Origin of the sequence: Actinoplanes sp. HUAS TT8 (genome assembly GCF_051380535.1) — a bacterium.
Classification (GTDB): domain Bacteria; phylum Actinomycetota; class Actinomycetes; order Mycobacteriales; family Micromonosporaceae; genus Actinoplanes.
In genome coordinates, this window is the sequence record NZ_CP195646.1 from 9,574,459 (window position 1) to 9,590,737 (window position 16,279).

A 16,279-nucleotide genomic window follows, 5' to 3' on the forward strand; every position below is an offset into this window, starting at 1 on the left:
GAGAGTGACGATGCCCGCATCGGCGTGTCGGATATGGACGAAGCCCCGTTGAGACCAGGTCTTCTTCACGGAACTGGTCCAACGGAGCTCCGTCGTGCAGTCGGTCGCAGTCGAACAGTTTCCCGTCGAGGATGACGTGTGACCAGCCCCCGGCGGCGACCCGGCGCAGGGCGGTGTGCAGATCCTGAGCCTGGGCGGCCAGGACGGCGACGCCCTCGTCGCGGTAGCGGTACGCCCCGTGGCCCGGGAGACGCCGAAGCCGGCTCCCAGCAGCGTCAGGTCCTCGGCCTTGCGGAACTAGACGAGTACAAGAAGTGCCTGATAGAAGCAGGTCAAGGCGCGAGTTCCGGTCCTGGTGTCCCGGACTCTGCGCTCGGCGGCGAGCAGCCGTCCAAGGTGGCGTACGAGTTTCCTCGGGACGTCGAGCATGGCAGGATAAGCAATCACGTGGAGCCCTCTCGAACACCGGTTTCTGTCGCAAGGACTCGTCTATCGATGGCTCCACGCCTGTATCCAGCATCGTCCGGTACGCGGCAATCATCCGTGTCGTACCAAATCAGCCGCTATTCCTTACTGAGATCACCTCAGTGAGTTATTTGGGCCGGACTGGAGGTCCGGCCCAACGTCTTGGAGCCACCTGCTCAGCTGATCAGGTATTCATCTCTTATCTCATCCGCTGAATATTCTATAACCATAAATTGGAGGCTTCCATCTTTTTCGACTGGGTGCAGAATCGCGAAGTTTGTGCCAGAATCCGGCGCCGCTGAGACGACGAAGCGCAAGGTTTGCTGTTCAACGCCCCTGACGCATGCGGTCGAAGCATCGAAGTGGCAAGCGTCGAAAAATTGCTGAGCTTGGTAACGTGAGTAGAATAACGGAAGTATTTTGCCGTTATTAGGCAAGGTCATCCAGTTCCCTGTGATTTTGGAATTGCGTAGCTCCATGATGGTCCAGAAGGGCTGTCCTATGGCCTTTTCGTCGGGCAAGGCTACGGTGGCGACGATTTTCCCAAGGACAGATCCGAAGCTCGGAAGATCATTTCCCGCGAGGTGCGTGACGCCGTGGTCTTGCAGATATTTCTTCGCGCCCTGCTGAAATCCATTTTTAGAGATTAAGATGCCAATGGTGCTAGGCATGTCGCGTATCTTGCCGACGAACGCGATGGCCTCATCTCGTTCGATTGGTCGCTTGGTGTCTTTGCACTCGATCGCTACTCGGTGCCGAATTCCCGCCGTGACGAACTCATAGAAAACGTCGATATTATAAGCATTCCCGCGCGTGTCGAATACTGTAGCTCGACGCGCTACGACGATATTCTCGCCGTGTAAGTTGAGGAGCGTTCTGTAGACATACTCGACGTAGCTTTCAAACGATTCTCCCGAGTTGGTCATCCTGTGCTCCAGTCGTCGGTTCGCGGCTTCATGGATATCAGGTAGCAGGCGTCGATGCTCGATGTGCCGATCGGCTGGCCTGCCGACTTAAGCTGGATCATGAGGCGAAGTTCATAGCCCTGATCGTCGTGACGTTCCTTGAGCCCAGTCGCAGTGGAACCATGCGTTAGGTCCAGCTTGCGCTGGACGAAGGTCATCAAGACTCAAGCCGCTCGGCTGCTCGGTTGCGGCTCAAACCTGCGAAGGGCTCTCACCGCCGGCGGCGGCGCAGAGGGGAGTGCTGACTTGGCGCACGAAGCAGTGGCTACTTAGTACTCCAGCAGGAGATCTTCTGACCTGGTGTGGCGGTGTGGTTTGTCCGTGGACAGCAAGCAGCCACCGCTGAGTCTCGATGGTTGTGTGGACCCCGAAATCGGCGGTGGCTGCCGCCTACAGAGTAGATGCTCAGCGATGGTCTGAGCTGTTTGACGAGTTGATGAACCCGATCGAGGCACGGTTCGGCCGGCCCGAACCGCGGCGCCGGGTCCGAGGTTTTGTGCAAGGGCTCCTCGCACCGTTACCGGCGAAGAACTGCTGGACGATCGCCGAACACGCCGGCGACGACGGCCCGGGCGGGATGCAGGATCTGATCGGCCGTGCCAGCTGGGACGACGCCTTGGTCCGGTCTGACGTGCGGGCCTTCGTCGCCCGCAGGCTCGGGCATCCGGACGCGATCCTGGTCATCGACGAGACCGGCGATCTGAAGAAAGGCCGCAACACCGTCGGCGTCCAACGGCAGTACTCCGGCACCGCCGGGAAGATCGAGAACTGCCAGCTGTCGGTGCATCTGTCCTACGCCTCAACCCGCGGGCATGCCCTGCTCGACACCGCCCTCTACCTGCCGAAATCCTGGACCGGAAATCCTGAACGGCTGGCCGGGGCCGGTGTTCTCGACGAGGTCGGGTTCGCCACCAAACCGCAACTGGCCTGCCGGCTGATCGAGACCGCTCTGGCCGGCGGCCTGGCATGTCGATGGGTTGCCGGCGACGAAGCCTACGGCGGCGACCCGCAACTGGCCGCCGCGTTGCGGGGCCACCGGCTCGGCTACGTCCTCGCGGTCGCCTGCTCGCACCGCGTCCCGACCGGCCTCGGCGTTCAGCGAGCCGACCACCTCACCGCCGGCCTGCCGGACCAGGCCTGGCAGCCGATCTCCGCCGGCGACGGAGCGAAAGGCTACCGCTACTACGACTGGGCGTTCATCACCCTGCCCCTGGCCGCAGACCAGCACGCCGGACACCACTGGCTGCTGAGCCGCCGCAACCGCAGCACCGGTGAACTGGCGTTCTACCGCTGCTAGGCACCCCAGCCGGTCGCGCTGCGCCAACTGGTCACCGTCGCCGGCCGACGGTGGACCATCGAGGAATCGTTCCAAGCAGCCAAGACCGAACTCGGCCTCGACCAGCACCAACATCGCCGCTGGACGGCCTGGCACCGCTGGACCACCCTGGTCATCGCCGCCCACGCCTTCCTCGCCGCCGCGACCACCCTCTGCACCGCCAACGCCGAAGACCTGATCCCGATCACCGTCAACGAACTCCGGAGCCTATTCCACGACCTGATCATCAAACCCACCGCAAACATCGCCGCCGTGATCACCTGGTCCATCTTCCGACGCCGCCACCAAAACGCCGCCAGGACCAGCCACCACGAAAGACAAGCCCTCACCGAGCCCTAAACGGATCTCCTGCTGGAGTACTAGGCCAGCTCTGATAGTGAGGTTGGTGCCCCGGGTGGCTGTCCATGACCGCTCGCCGGACGCTGGCTGAGACGGAGATGAACGAAAGGCCGGACCCTGGGGTCCGGCCTGCTCGCGTCTGCCCTGGTGGGGCTGGCGGAGGATACGAGATTCGAACTCGTGAGGGGTTTCCCCCAACACGCTTTCCAAGCGTGCGCCCTAGGCCACTAGGCGAATCCTCCGTGCGCCAGAGTACAGACTTGCGTAAGGCGTTCGACGCACGGGGGTCGGCCGTCCCCGGTTTCGGCGGGCGGGTAGGGTGTGGATCAGCCCCTCGTGCGGCGTCATCCTGTGAACCTCCCCAGGGCCGGAAGGCAGCAAGGATAAGCGGGCTCTGGCGGGTGCACGGGGGGTCCTTTCTATCTCCGGCTTGGCATGCACGGTCGGGGCATGTCGTTTGTTCTTGTCACACCCTCGACGGAGAATGGCGCGGTCGTTCAGGAGGTGGCAGGAGTGGCTCTCGCCCTCTACCGGAAGTACCGACCTCGCACGTTCGCCGAGGTCATCGGTCAGGAGCACGTGACCGAGCCGCTGTCGCAGGCGCTGCGCAGCGGTCGGCTGAACCACGCCTATCTCTTCTCCGGGCCACGCGGCTGCGGCAAGACGTCGAGCGCCCGCATCCTGGCCCGCTCGCTCAACTGTGAGCAGGGTCCCACCCCGGATCCGTGCGGCGTCTGCATGTCCTGCAAGTCGCTGGCCAACGACGGTGCCGGCTCGATCGACGTGATCGAGATCGACGCGGCCAGCCACGGTGGCGTCGACGACGCCCGTGAGCTGCGGGAGAAGGCGTTCTTCGCGCCGGCCAACAGCCGCTACAAGATCTACGTGATCGACGAGGCCCACATGGTCTCGTCGGCCGGCTTCAACGCGCTGCTCAAGCTCGTCGAAGAGCCTCCGGAATATGTGAAGTTCATCTTCGCCACCACCGAGCCGGACAAGGTGCTCGGCACCATCCGCTCGCGGACCCACCACTATCCGTTCCGGCTGATCCCGCCCGCGACCCTCCGGCCGTACCTTCAGCAGCTCACCGACGCCGAGGGCATCACCGTCGAGCCGGCCGTGTTCCCGCTGGTGGTCAAGGCCGGCGGCGGCAGCGCCCGCGACACGCTGTCCGTTCTCGATCAGCTGATCGCCGGCGCCGGGCCGGACGGTGTGACCTACGCGCGGGCCGTCAGCCTGCTCGGCGTCACCGACGCGGCCCTGATCGACGAGATGTGCGACGCCCTGGCCGACGGGAACGGCGCCGCCGCCTACGAGACGATCGACCGCGTCGCCGAGGCCGGCCACGACTCCCGGCGATACGCGTCCGACCTGCTGGAACGCCTCCGCGACCTGATCGTTCTGCAGCAGGTTCCGGACGCGGTGGCCAAAGGACTCATCGACGGGCCGGCCGACCAGCTCGAAGCGATGCACCAGCAGGCGTCCCGGCTGGGCGCGGCGACACTGTCGCGCTGCGCCGACATCGTGCACACCGGCCTGGTCGAGATGCGCGGGACAACCGCGCCCCGGCTGCTGCTGGAACTGATCACCGCGAGGATGCTGCTGCCCGGGGCCGATGACTCCACCGGGGCACTGCTGCAGCGACTGGAGCGGTTGGAGAAACAAGGGCCGATTTCCGACGTACGGGGGGTCAGCGACGCCCCGGCCGTAACGGTGCCCGGTGATGAGGATTCGGTCGGCGCGGTCGCGCCCGTCTCCGGGGGATCCGGTGGGGGGTTGGCGGCGGCGCGGGCGGCGGCTGCCGCGGCGGCTCGTAGTCGGTCGGGGCCGGCTCGGCCGGTTTCGCCAGCTCCGGTTGCTGCTGCGCCTGAGTCCGCTGTTCCGGCGGCGCCGGTTTCCGCACCTCCGGTGCCGGCGGCTCCGGTTTCCGCGCCCTCGGATTCTGTGGCGGGCGTTGCGCCGGCCTCCGCTCCGCCGGCCGCGTCGGTTTCCGAGCCGCCTGCCGCTGATCCTGAGGCGGTCGACTGGAATCGGGTCGCCGACGGCGGGCAGCACGAGGACGAGCCGTCGTGGGAGGAAGAACCGCCGGCCGACACCGAACCGGTCGCCCAGTCGCGCCCGCCCGCCGGATTGCCGCAGGTCCGTGCCGTCTGGGAGGCCTTCGGCGCGAAAGACTCCAAGATCCAGGCGATGCAGGGCAGCGGCATCGGCCTGCGTGACGTCGAGGGCGAGGCGGTCTTCTTCACGGCGCCGAACCCGCGCTACGCGGAACGGTTCCTCACCTTCGCCGACCACATCGCGACCGAGTTCACCAACGAACTCGGCGGCCGCTGGCAGATCCGCTGCGACGTCGGCGACGGCACCGACACCGCGGCCCGCAACGCTGCCCCGCGCAGCCGCCCCCAGCCCGCCGAGCAACCCGCCGGCCGCGACCACGCCGGGGCCCGGGACCAGTCGGCGGCCCGCCGCATGCCGGCCGCCCGGCCGCCGTCCACCGCCCCGGAACGCAACACCGGCCGCACCGAATCCCGCCCGTCCCGCCCCCAACGAGCCCCGGCCACCGACGCCGACGACGACTGGCCGGCGCCGTTACCACCTGAGCCGATCGACGACGACCCGTACGCGCCCGGTCCTGTCGACCACTCAGACGCGCCCGCGCCTTATTCGGGTGGGCCCGCACCGAGTGCTGTGGAGTCGCCCGCTGGGCGTGCACCCGCTTCCGCGCCGCCCCCGGGTCACATGCCCGCCTCCGGGCCGCCTGCGGGTCACGCACCTGCTTCCGGGCCGTCTGTGAGCTATGGGGCGGCTTCTGCGCAGTCCGGGGGGCATGCCGCTTCTCCGCGCCCCGATGGGCATGCGGGGGCCTCTGAACGGCCCGCGGATCACGGGGTCGTTTCCGGGCCGGCGGCTCAAGCGGCCTCCGATGACGGGGACACTGACTGGCCGGAGCCGGTTCGGCCGGGGTCGGCCGCCGTGCGGGCGGTTTCGCCTCCGGCGGACGACGACTGGCCGGAACCGGTAAAGCCGGGCACCTGGCCGCCCGCCTCGACTGCTCCGGTCGCCGACAGCGTTTCCGCGGCTCCCGTGACCAGTGGTGTGGCACCCGTTGCCGCTCCCGTCGCATCGGTGAGTCCTACCGAGGCTGCGGAAGATTCGTGGGCCGCGCCGGGGACATCGCCTGCGCCTGGGGTGCCAGAGGCCGCGGAAGGGCCGCCGTGGCCTGAAGATTCAGCGATGTCGGCTGCTGCTCCTTCGCGGCCGGCTGAGCCCGCGGATTCGGTCGGTCCGCCGTGGCCGGTTGATCCCGCCGCTTCGTCGGCTCCGGCCGGCCCGCCCTGGCCGACTGACCCCGCCGCCCCGCCTGCTGCTTCGGCGCCGGCGGCTCCGGCTCGTTCGGCGGCGATGGAGGCGGCTCGGGCTGCGGCGGCGCGGGGTGGGAACGCCAGTCCGAGTAGTGGGCTGGCGGCGGCCCGGGCGGCCGCGGCCAACGCCGCCAAGGGCGGTTCGAGCCGGGGGGCGGCCCCGGCGGCGGCGAGTCAACCTGCGGCGGCGGGTGGTTCCGCCTGGGCCGATGGGACTCCGATCGGGGAGGCGCCCTACGACCCGGAGTTCGACGGTCCGCCGCCCGCGGCCGGGGGGTTCGAGGGCTTCGACCCGGGGGACGAACCGCTCGACGAGGTGATCGACGAGAAGACGGCTCGTCAGAGCAGCGAGGAGCAGGCCTTCCAGCTCCTCCGGGACGCTTTCGGAGCCGAGAAGATCGGCGAGGTCTAGCCCACCCCGCAGCCACGCCGGGCGGTGGCTCGCTCGCGTTCAAGCACCATGTCGCCCCGTTTCGGGTAAGGCGTGATAAATGCCGTACGGGAAAAGCAAGCAATGGTGAGCAGGCCGCAGCCGTGAGAAAGCAGCGGACCGCGCCGCGTGGGGTAAGCGGGAGGAAAGGCCACCGGAAGCGGACCGGATCACGGCGCGATGGTGGGCTGACCGGGATCCGCGAGCGCGGCGGCTACGCTGGCGGCGGTTGACAATGGCGGGTCGCCGATCATCGACGGTGGCCTGTCCAGTACGAGTGAGCGACTACTTGAGGAGCAATGCGATGCGCCCCGGTGCACAGCCGAACATGCAGCAGCTGATGAAGCAGGCGCAGAAGATGCAGCAGCAGGTCGCCCAGGCTCAGGCCGAGCTGGCCGAGGCCGAGCTGACCGGCACGGCCGGCGGCGGGCTGGTCACGGTGACGGTGACCGGGCTGGGCGAGTTCAAGGCCGTGAAGATCGATCCGAAGGCCGTGGACGCGGACGACGTGGAGACGCTGGAGGATCTGGTGCTGGCCGCGATCCACAACGCCGCCGAGGCGCAGCGTGAGCTGGCCGAGCAGAAGATGGGTCCGGCGACCGGCGGCCTCTCCCTGCCGGGGTTCTGATCCCGTGTATGAGGGTGCCATTCAGGACCTGATCGATGAGCTGGGCCGGCTGCCGGGCGTGGGCCCGAAGTCGGCCCAGCGCATCGCTTTCCACGTCTTGTCGGCTGATCCGGCGGATGTGAATCGGCTGGCGACGGCGCTGCGCAAGGTGAAGGAACTGGTCCGGTTCTGTACGACCTGTTTCAACGTGGCCGAGTCGGAGCAGTGCCGTGTCTGCCGCGATCCGCGCCGCACCAACGAGGTGTTGTGTGTGGTGGAGGAGCCGAAGGATGTCGTCGCGATCGAGCGGACGGGCGAGTTCCGGGGGCGGTACCACGTGCTCGGCGGGGCGATCAACCCGCTGGAGGGCGTCGGGCCGGATAACCTGAAGATCCGCGAGTTGCTGATCCGGGTGGGGACGGGGGAGGTCAAGGAGTTGATCCTGGCCACCGATCCGAACACGGAGGGTGAGGCGACGGCGACCTATCTGGGCTTGTTGATCAAGCCGATGGGGCTCTCGGTCACCCGGTTGGCGAGTGGTCTGCCGGTCGGCGGCGACTTGGAGTACGCGGACGAGATCACCCTCGGCCGGGCCTTCGAGGGACGCCGCGCGATCTGATTTTACCTGCGGTAACAACGCTGTAACGCCGTGCAAGCAGTTTGGCCCGGATTGGCTACTTGCGAGCCCCTTACGCGGTACCTTCCGTTTGTTCGGCGTCTAGGTCACGGTGACATCACGAGGGAGACACGGAAGCATCCGTGTGCGGTCGGTGAGCTTGACCCGGGCACCGCACTAGGTGAATGTTCCTCTCGATGGCGGCCACACCCGCCGTCAGGTGCCCTCGTGGCTCCGGCCTGATTCGGGCCGGTCGCGGCGAGGGCCGGCACTCGAGGCATGCGATAACCGATCGGTTTACCGCTAGCAACGTGGGCCATCGTCTCCGGGCCGTGGGAGCTTCCGTGTACCACGTGCCTGAAGGCCGTGGACTCCTTGCTGCGTGGTGGCCGGGAGAGGACCGGCGAAACAGATGTCGCTTGGCCCAGAAGCGTCGGTCACCGACGAGGAGTCGGCACCGTCGGCCGACCCGGCCGAGGTTCGGGGGCCCGCCGAGAAGGCGATCGCCGGCCGGTCACTGAAACAGATCGCGTGGCGTCGCCTGAAACGGGACAAGGTCGCGATCGCCGGTGGCGTTGTCGTTCTCCTGCTGATCCTCGTGGCGTTCCTCGCCCCGGTGCTGACCCATCTCTTCGGTCACCCGATCAACGAGTGGCACGGGGACGAGATCGACGCCACTTTCGGCACCCCGAAGAAGCCGTGGGGCGGCATCAGCTCCGAGTACATTCTCGGCGTCGAGCCGACCACCGGCCGGGACATCTTCAGCCGGATCGTGTACGGCGCGCAGACCTCGCTGCTTGTCGCGTTCCTCTCGGCGTTCTTCTCCACCTTCCTCGGCGTGCTCTTCGGCACCGCGGCCGGTTTCTTCGGCGGCTGGATCGACGCGACGATCAGCCGGGTGATGGACTTCCTGCTGGCCTTCCCCCAGCTGCTCTTCTCGATCGCGCTGGTCTCGGTCCTGCCGGATTCGGTGTTCGGGTTCAGCGGGCGCTGGTCGCGGATCGTGGTGCTGGTCGGCATCATCGGCTTCTTCGGCTGGCCGTACATCGGCCGGATCGTCCGCGGGCAGACACTCTCCCTGCGCGAGCGGGAGTTCGTCGAGGCGGCGCGCAGTCTGGGCGCCCGTTCCCCGCGGATCCTGTTCCGGGAGATGCTGCCCAACCTGGCCGCCCCGATCCTGGTGTACGCCACCTTGATCATCCCGACGAACATTCTCACCGAGGCCGCACTCAGCTTCCTCGGCGTCGGCATTCCGCCGCCCAACCCGTCGTGGGGCGGCATGCTGTCGGACGCCGTGAGCGTGTACTCCATCGATCCGATGTACATGATCATCCCGGGCGTCACGATCTTCATCACGGTGCTGGCCTTCAACCTCTTCGGTGACGGCCTGCGCGACGCGCTCGATCCGAAGGCCCGCTGATCGTCCGGCGGCTGGAACATCGCATGTTTCGCGGACCATTCGGTTCCGCTGTTCGAGGAGGTAGGAGTACAGGTGTCCACGAAGATTAGGGCGATTGCGGCGGCCGGCGTCGCTCTCGCGCTCGGTCTTACGACCGCCGCGTGCGGCGGTTCCAAGAGCGATGACAAGAGCACTACCACCACCGGCAAGTCGGCCTACAACGCTGCGGTCACCGACGTGGTCAACGCGTCGACGGTCAAGGGCGGCACGATCAACCTGTGGAGCGCGCAGGACGCGGACTACTGGGACCCGGCCCGCGCCTACTACGCGTTCGTGTGGAACCTGAACCGGCTCTACACCCGCAAGCTGGTCGACTACGCCGCGGCCCCGGGCAAGTCCGGCCTGGAGCTGCAGCCCGACCTCGCCTCCGCCCTGCCGGAGATCAGCGCCGACAAGCTGACCTACACGTTCAAGCTGCGCAGCGGCATCAAGTTCGACGACGGCACCCCGATCACGTCGAAGGACATCAAGTACGGCATCGAGCGGGTCTGGGCCGCGGACGTCATCTCCGGCGGTCCGGTCTACCTCCCGGCCGTGCTCGACCCCAAGGGTGAGTACAAGGGTCCGTACAAGGACACCGACCCGAACAAGCTGGGCCTGAAGTCGGTCACCACTCCGGACGACTCGACCATCGCGTTCAAGCTCGCGGCGCCGTCCTCGGACTTCCTGTACCTGCTGGCGATGCCCGGCTCCGGCCCGGTGCCGCAGAAGCGGGACACCGGCGCGAAGTACACCACGGCCCCGGCGTCGTCCGGCCCGTACATGTTCAAGGAAGGCAGCATCCAGCCCGGTAAGGGCGCGGTCTTCGTCCGGAACCCCAACTGGGACCAGGCGACCGACCCGATCCGCAAGGCGCTGCCGGACCAGATCAACTTCACGGTCACCACGAACGCCGAGGACATGGACAGCCGGCTCATCGCCGGCACCGCCGACCTCGACATCCAGCAGACCGGCGTGCAGGCCACGGCCCGTACGAAGATCCTGCAGGACCCGACCCTGAAGGCGAACGCGGACACTCCGACCACCGGCTTCCTCCGGTACGCGGCGCTGTCCACCACGGTTGCCCCGCTGAACAACATCGACTGCCGTAAGGCGCTCATCTACGCCGCCGACCCGACGTCGCTGCAGACCGCCCGTGGTGGCCCGATCGCCGGTGGCGACATCGGCACCAGCATGCTGCCGCCGAACATCGCCGGCTCGGACACCAAGTACGACCCGTTCAACCGCCTGCAGGGCAAGCCGCAGCTGGACGAGGCCAAGAAGGCGCTGACCGCCTGTGGCCAGCCGAACGGTTTCGACGTGACCATCGCGGTCCGTAACAACAAGCCGGCCGAGGTCAAGAGCGCCGAGGCGCTGCAGGCTTCGCTGAAGGCCGCGAACATCAACGCCAAGATCGACCAGTACGACGGTTCGCAGATCGCCTCGGTCGTCGGTTCGCCGAACAACGTCAAGGCCAAGGGCTACGGCATCATGATCTACGGCTGGGGCGCGGACTACCCGACCGGCTCCGGTTACATGCAGCCGCTGGCCGACAGCCGCTTCATCCCGGCGAACGGTAACTCGAACCTGCCGGAGATCAAGGACAAGTCGATCGACGCCCTGTTCGACCAGGCGCAGGCCGAGACCGACGCGACCAAGGCGGCCGACATCTACGGCCAGATCAACCACAAGATCATGGAGGGCGCGTACTACCTGCCGTTCGTGGTCGACAAGGCGCTCAACTACCGCAACCCGCGGCTGACGAACGCGTACATCCACCAGGCCTTCGGCATGATCGATGTGCAGGCCCTCGGCGTCAGCGACGGCAAGTAAGCGTCGTCTGCCTTTAATGGCAACGGGTAACTCGAAGGGTTGGTGAAGGCCGCCCGCGGCGGGCGGGCATCGGTTCTCGCAACCGATGCCCGCCCGTCCTTCGGCCGAACGTCGTGCTGGCTTATCTCATCCGGCGGCTGATCAATGCCGTCCTGACGCTGCTCGTGGTCACGCTCGTGACCTTCGGCGTCTTCTTCATGGTGCCGAAGCTCACCGGCAGTGATCCCGCGCTGCTCTACATCGGCAAGACGTCCGACGCCGTGTCGATCGAGGGCATCCGGGTCAAGATGGGTCTCAACGACCCGGTGCTGGTGCAGTACGGAAAGTTCCTGAAGGGCATCGTCGCCGGCCGGGACTACGCCAACGGCCCGGACGTTCAGCACTGCCCGGCCCCGTGCCTCGGTTACTCGTTCAAGACCGAGCAGGAGGTGACGCCGTTGCTGATCAGCGACCTGCCGGTGACGGTGTCGCTGGCGATCGGCGCCGCCATCCTCTGGCTCCTCGGTGGCATCGCCACCGGTGTCATCTCGGCCCTTCGAAGAGGCACCCTGCTGGATCGGTCGGCGATGACCACCGCCCTCGCGGGTGTCTCCTTACCGATCTACTTCACCGGCCTGCTCGCCTCGCAGATCTTCGTGTATTGGCTGGGCTGGCTGCCCGCCAGTCAGTACGTGCCGATCACCGAGGATCCCGGCCAGTGGTTCGTGCAGATGATCCTGCCCTGGACCACGCTGGCCTTCCTCTTCGCGGCGACCTACGCCCGGCTCACCCGGGCCAACATGCTCGAGACCCTGGGTGAGGACTACATCCGTACGGCGCGGGCCAAGGGCCTGCGCGAGCGGACCGTCATCGGCAAGCACGGCCTGCGGTCCGGCCTGACCCCCCTGGTCACCGTCTTCGGCCTGGACCTGGGCGCGCTGCTGGGCGGCGCGGTGCTCACCGAGGCCGTCTTCAACCTGCGCGGTCTGGGTTACCAGGCGCTCACCGCGATCCGCGGCAACGACCTGCCGGTGATCCTGGGTGTCACCCTGATCGCCGCGTTCTTCATCGTCATCGCCAACCTGGTCGTCGACCTGGTTTACGGCATCATCGACCCGCGCGTGCGGCTGGGCTGAGGGGAGCGGACATGGCACGCCCATTCCTCGAGGTTAAGGACCTGAACGTCCGGTTCGAGACGGACGACGGCATCGTGCAGGCGGTCAGCGACTCAAGCTTCTCGCTGGAGCCCGGCAAGACGCTCGGCATCGTCGGCGAGTCCGGCTCCGGCAAGAGCGTCACCTCGCTGGCCCTGCTGGGTCTGCACCGGACGCGCAGCAACGCCAAGGTCAGCGGCCAGATCTGGCTCGACGACCAGGAGCTGGTCACGGCCTCTGAGGCCGACGTCCGCGCGCTGCGGGGCGGCAAGATGGCGATGATCTTCCAGGATCCGCTGAGCGCGATGCACCCGTACTTCACGGTCGGTTCGCAGATCGTCGAGGCGTACCGGGTGCACCACCCCAGCGCGAACAAGAAGATCGCCCGTGAGCGGGCCATCGACATGCTGGCGCGGGTCGGCATCCCCCAGCCGGCGCGGCGCTTCAACGACTACGCCCACCAGTTCTCCGGTGGTATGCGGCAGCGCGCGATGATCGCGATGGCGCTGGTCAACGACCCGAAACTGCTGATCGCGGACGAGCCGACCACGGCCCTCGACGTGACCGTGCAGGCGCAGATCCTCGACCTGATCCGGGATCTGCAGGAGGAGTTCGGCTCCGCGGTCATCATGATCACGCACGACCTCGGCGTGGTGGCCGAGCTGGCCGACGACGTCCTGGTGATGTACGGCGGCAAGGTCATCGAGAAGGGCCCGGCGATCGACCTGTTCCAGCGGCCGCAGCACCCGTACACCTGGGGTCTGCTCGGTTCGATGCCGCGCCTGGACCGTGAGGTGCGCGAGCGGCTCACCCCGGTCAAGGGCACGCCGCCCAGCCTGATCAACCTGCCGTCGGGGTGCGCCTTCCACCCGCGCTGCCCGTACGCGGGACGCAACGGCAACCGGTCGTTCACCGAGATCCCGGTGCTGAGCGGCGGGGCGCACGCGGTGGCCTGCCACCTGCCGGCCGAAGAACGTGACCGGCTCTTCAAGGAAGAGATCGCACCGAACCTCTGAGCGGGGAAGAGAGAGAACGATGAGCGAGAACCTGCTCGAGGTGACCGGGCTGCAGAAGCACTTCCCGATCACGAAGGGGTTGTTGAAGCGCCAGGTCGGCGCGGTCCGCGCGGTGGACGGCATCGACCTGGCCGTTCATTCCGGCGAGACGCTGGGTCTGGTCGGCGAGTCCGGCTGCGGTAAGTCGACGGCCGGGCGGCTCTTCACCCGGATCCTGGAGCCGACCGCCGGGAAGATCGTCTTCGAGGGTCAGGACATCAGCCACAAGTCCGTGACCCAGATGCGGCCGCTGCGCCGCGACGTCCAGATGATCTTCCAGGACCCGTATTCGTCGCTGAACCCGCGGCACACGATCGGCACGATCATCTCGGCGCCGCTGCAGATCCAGAACATCCCGACCCCGCAGGGCCTGAAGAAGGCCGTGCAGGAGCTGCTGGAGCTGGTCGGCCTCAACCCGGAGCACTACAACCGGTACCCGCACGAGTTCTCCGGCGGTCAGCGCCAGCGCATCGGCATCGCCCGGGCCCTCGCCCTGCGGCCGAAACTGATCATCGCCGACGAGCCGGTCTCCGCGCTCGACGTGTCGATCCAGGCGCAGGTGGTCAACCTGCTGGAGGACCTGCAGAGCGAGTTCGACCTGACCTACGTCTTCATCGCGCACGACCTGTCGGTGGTCAGGCACATCTCCGACCGCGTCGCCGTGATGTACCTGGGCAAGGTCATGGAGATCGCGCACCGCGACGACCTCTACAAGAACCCGCGGCACCCGTACACGGTCGCGCTGATGTCGGCCGTCCCGGTGCCCGACCCGGTCCGGCGGGACCGGGCCCAGCGCAACCGGGTGCTGCTCACCGGCGACGTGCCGAGCCCGATCAACCCGCCCTCCGGTTGCCGTTTCCGCACGCGCTGCTGGAAGGCGCAGGACATCTGCGCGACCGAGGAACCGCCGCTGGTCACCCGGCTGGACGACCCGGAGTCGCACCTGACCGCCTGCCACTTCCCGGTCGTCGACGACGAGGCGGTCGAGGGCCGCACACCGGCCGCGGCTCCGGCCTGACGATCAAAGATCAAAGTCTGAAAACGATTATTTGGTACGGCCTGAGCCGCCTCCCGCATCGTCGGCGAGGCGGCTCGGTCGTTCCGCCCGCGCGTCAGGACCAGCTGATCTCGGGCGCCCGGTAGAAGTGCACGTCCCGCCAGATCCACCGCTGCCCGTAGAGGCCGAGCCGGTCCCGGAACGAGACCCAGTCGTGCGTCGACCACGGTGACCAGGCCAGTTCGGCGATCGCGGCCATCCGCGGGAACGCGTTGAACTCCACGTCGCCGTAGTCGCGCAGCGTCTCCGACCAGAGCGGCGCCTCCACCCCCAGCACCGCCTCCGGCGGGACGCCGTGGGCCCAGGTCGCCGGGTCCCAGTCGTACGAGGTGGGCACGTCGATGGTCCCGGCCCAGTGCAGCCCGCCGGGGGTCAGCAGGTCGTACTGCATGTCCAGGTAGGTGCGGTCGGCCGGCGACATGATCACCCGCGCCCCGGCCCGGGCGGCCGCGGCGACCGCGGGCCGATCCCGGGTGACCGCCCAGTACTGCAGGACCGCCTCGGTCGCGGCCGGCGCCGCCGCGATGTCCTCCCAGCCGCCGGCCGTCTTCCCGTACCTGGCCACCAGCGGCAGCACCCGCTGCTCGAAGGCCACGTAGTCGGCGTGCGGGGTGGACATCGCCTCGTCACCGCCGAGATGCAGGTACGGCCCGGGGGTCAGCGCCGCGAGCTGCCGGACCACGTCCTCGACGAACCGGTAGGTGATCTCCTTACCGACGCAGAGCGAGCTGTACCCGACCCGGATGTCGATGCGCGGCCGTGGCGCCACCCCATCGCAGGTCAGCTCCGGATAGGCCACCTGGGCGGCGTTCACGTGCCCGGGCATGTCGATCTCGGGGACGATCGTGACGAACCGGCGGGCCGCGTAGTCGACCAGGTCCCGGTAGTCGGCCTGGGTCAGGAAACCGCCGCCGATCCCGCGCACGCCGGTCCCCGGTCCGCCGCCGACCGTGGTCAGCCGGGGCCAGCCGTCGATCTCGATCCGCCAGCCCTGGTCGTCGGCGAGGTGCAGGTGCAGGTAGTTGATCTTCAGGCGGGCCAGCTCGTCGATGTAGCGCTTCACGTCGGCCGGCGGGTGGAAGTGCCGGGCCAGGTCGAGCATCGCTCCGCGGTAGGCGAACCGCGGCCGGTCCCGGATCACGCCGGCCGGGATGGTCCAGTCTTCATCACGTACCGTAATCGCTTCTATGGCCGAGGGAAGCAGTTGTCGCAAGGTCTGCGTGCCCGCGAAAAGGCCGGCGGGGTCGTTGGCGCGAAGCGCCACGGCCGTGGTCCCGATCTCCAGCCGATAGCCCTGGTCACCCATCCACGGGTCGGCCACGGTGTTGATCCGCAGGTCGATGGTGCTCTTGCCCTCCGGCCGGACCGACAGGGGGAAGCCGGTGGCCGGGCGCAACGCGGCGGCCAGCTGATCGGCGACGGGCCCGGCGGCGCCGGAAGCGGTGATCACGGTGTCCGCGGTGAGCCGGAACGGCTCCGATTTCGACGGCGTGACCTCGGCCGGCGCCGGGATGACACTACCCAGCGTCAGGGCCGGCGGAGGCCGATGGCCCGCCGAGCCGGTCGTCACGGTCAGCAGCAGAACGCCCGCGACGACCAGCCGGGAAACTGTCCGGATTCGCACCCCCAGGCAGCCTAGGGGT

At 67.7% G+C, this 16,279-nt stretch carries 11 protein-coding genes, 1 tRNA gene, 1 other RNA gene and 1 pseudogene; 10 read left to right on the top strand and 4 right to left on the bottom strand.

Annotated elements, in window-relative coordinates:
- Positions 1-641 precede the first annotated feature (641 nt).
- Together ACSHV8_RS42620 and ACSHV8_RS42625 are read right to left on the bottom strand one after the other, a co-directional pair.
- The gene (locus tag ACSHV8_RS42620; protein WP_436525605.1) at positions 642-1,391 is read right to left on the bottom strand and encodes a restriction endonuclease; all 750 of its coding nucleotides are present in this window, start codon (positions 1,389-1,391) and stop codon (positions 642-644) included.
- Positions 1,388-1,588 carry a hypothetical protein gene (locus ACSHV8_RS42625; RefSeq protein ID WP_436525607.1) on the bottom strand — a complete coding sequence of 67 codons (201 nt, stop codon included), beginning with the start codon at positions 1,586-1,588 and terminating at the stop codon, positions 1,388-1,390. The genes ACSHV8_RS42620 and ACSHV8_RS42625 overlap by 4 nt, the downstream gene beginning before the upstream one ends.
- Positions 1,589-1,866: 278 nt before the next feature.
- Between ACSHV8_RS42625 and ACSHV8_RS42630 the strand changes: the two are divergent.
- A pseudogene (locus tag ACSHV8_RS42630) lies at positions 1,867-3,105 on the top strand (IS701 family transposase).
- A 154-nt stretch (positions 3,106-3,259) separates the two neighbouring features.
- Here the strand turns inward: ACSHV8_RS42630 and ACSHV8_RS42635 are convergent.
- Positions 3,260-3,347 (bottom strand) — tRNA-Ser (locus ACSHV8_RS42635).
- A gap of 83 nt (positions 3,348-3,430) precedes the next feature.
- Here ACSHV8_RS42635 and ffs point away from each other — a divergent pair.
- The 9 genes from ffs (at position 3,431) to ACSHV8_RS42680 (ending at position 14,597) form a co-directional block, all read left to right on the top strand.
- Positions 3,431-3,526, top strand: an RNA gene (gene ffs, locus ACSHV8_RS42640) — signal recognition particle sRNA small type.
- A gap of 92 nt (positions 3,527-3,618) precedes the next feature.
- The gene (locus ACSHV8_RS42645) at positions 3,619-6,879 is read left to right on the top strand and encodes a DNA polymerase III subunit gamma and tau (RefSeq protein WP_436525609.1); all 3,261 of its coding nucleotides are present in this window, start codon (positions 3,619-3,621) and stop codon (positions 6,877-6,879) included.
- Positions 6,880-7,225: 346 nt separating this feature from the next.
- A complete protein-coding gene (locus ACSHV8_RS42650; protein ID WP_221502375.1) occupies positions 7,226-7,525 on the top strand; it encodes a YbaB/EbfC family nucleoid-associated protein in 300 nt (99 codons plus the stop codon).
- Between the two features lie 4 nt (positions 7,526-7,529).
- The gene (recR, locus tag ACSHV8_RS42655; protein WP_436525611.1) at positions 7,530-8,123 is read left to right on the top strand and encodes a recombination mediator RecR; all 594 of its coding nucleotides are present in this window, start codon (positions 7,530-7,532) and stop codon (positions 8,121-8,123) included.
- Positions 8,124-8,532: 409 nt separating this feature from the next.
- The gene (locus ACSHV8_RS42660) at positions 8,533-9,540 is read left to right on the top strand and encodes an ABC transporter permease (protein ID WP_436525613.1); all 1,008 of its coding nucleotides are present in this window, start codon (positions 8,533-8,535) and stop codon (positions 9,538-9,540) included.
- Positions 9,541-9,612: 72 nt separating this feature from the next.
- A complete protein-coding gene (locus ACSHV8_RS42665) occupies positions 9,613-11,391 on the top strand; it encodes an ABC transporter substrate-binding protein (protein WP_436525615.1) in 1,779 nt (592 codons plus the stop codon).
- A gap of 113 nt (positions 11,392-11,504) precedes the next feature.
- Positions 11,505-12,506 (top strand): ABC transporter permease, encoded by a 1,002-nt coding sequence (locus tag ACSHV8_RS42670; protein ID WP_436525617.1) that lies wholly within the window; start codon positions 11,505-11,507, stop codon positions 12,504-12,506.
- Between the two features lie 11 nt (positions 12,507-12,517).
- Positions 12,518-13,540, top strand: coding sequence for an ABC transporter ATP-binding protein (locus ACSHV8_RS42675; protein WP_436525619.1), 1,023 nt, complete (start codon positions 12,518-12,520; stop codon positions 13,538-13,540).
- A 19-nt stretch (positions 13,541-13,559) separates the two neighbouring features.
- The gene (locus ACSHV8_RS42680; RefSeq protein ID WP_436525621.1) at positions 13,560-14,597 is read left to right on the top strand and encodes an ABC transporter ATP-binding protein; all 1,038 of its coding nucleotides are present in this window, start codon (positions 13,560-13,562) and stop codon (positions 14,595-14,597) included.
- 94 nt (positions 14,598-14,691) lie between these two features.
- Here ACSHV8_RS42680 and ACSHV8_RS42685 read toward each other — a convergent pair whose 3' ends face one another.
- Entirely contained in the window at positions 14,692-16,260 is a 1,569-nt protein-coding gene (locus ACSHV8_RS42685) for a beta-N-acetylhexosaminidase (protein WP_436525623.1), read from the bottom strand.
- Positions 16,261-16,279 lie beyond the last annotated feature (19 nt).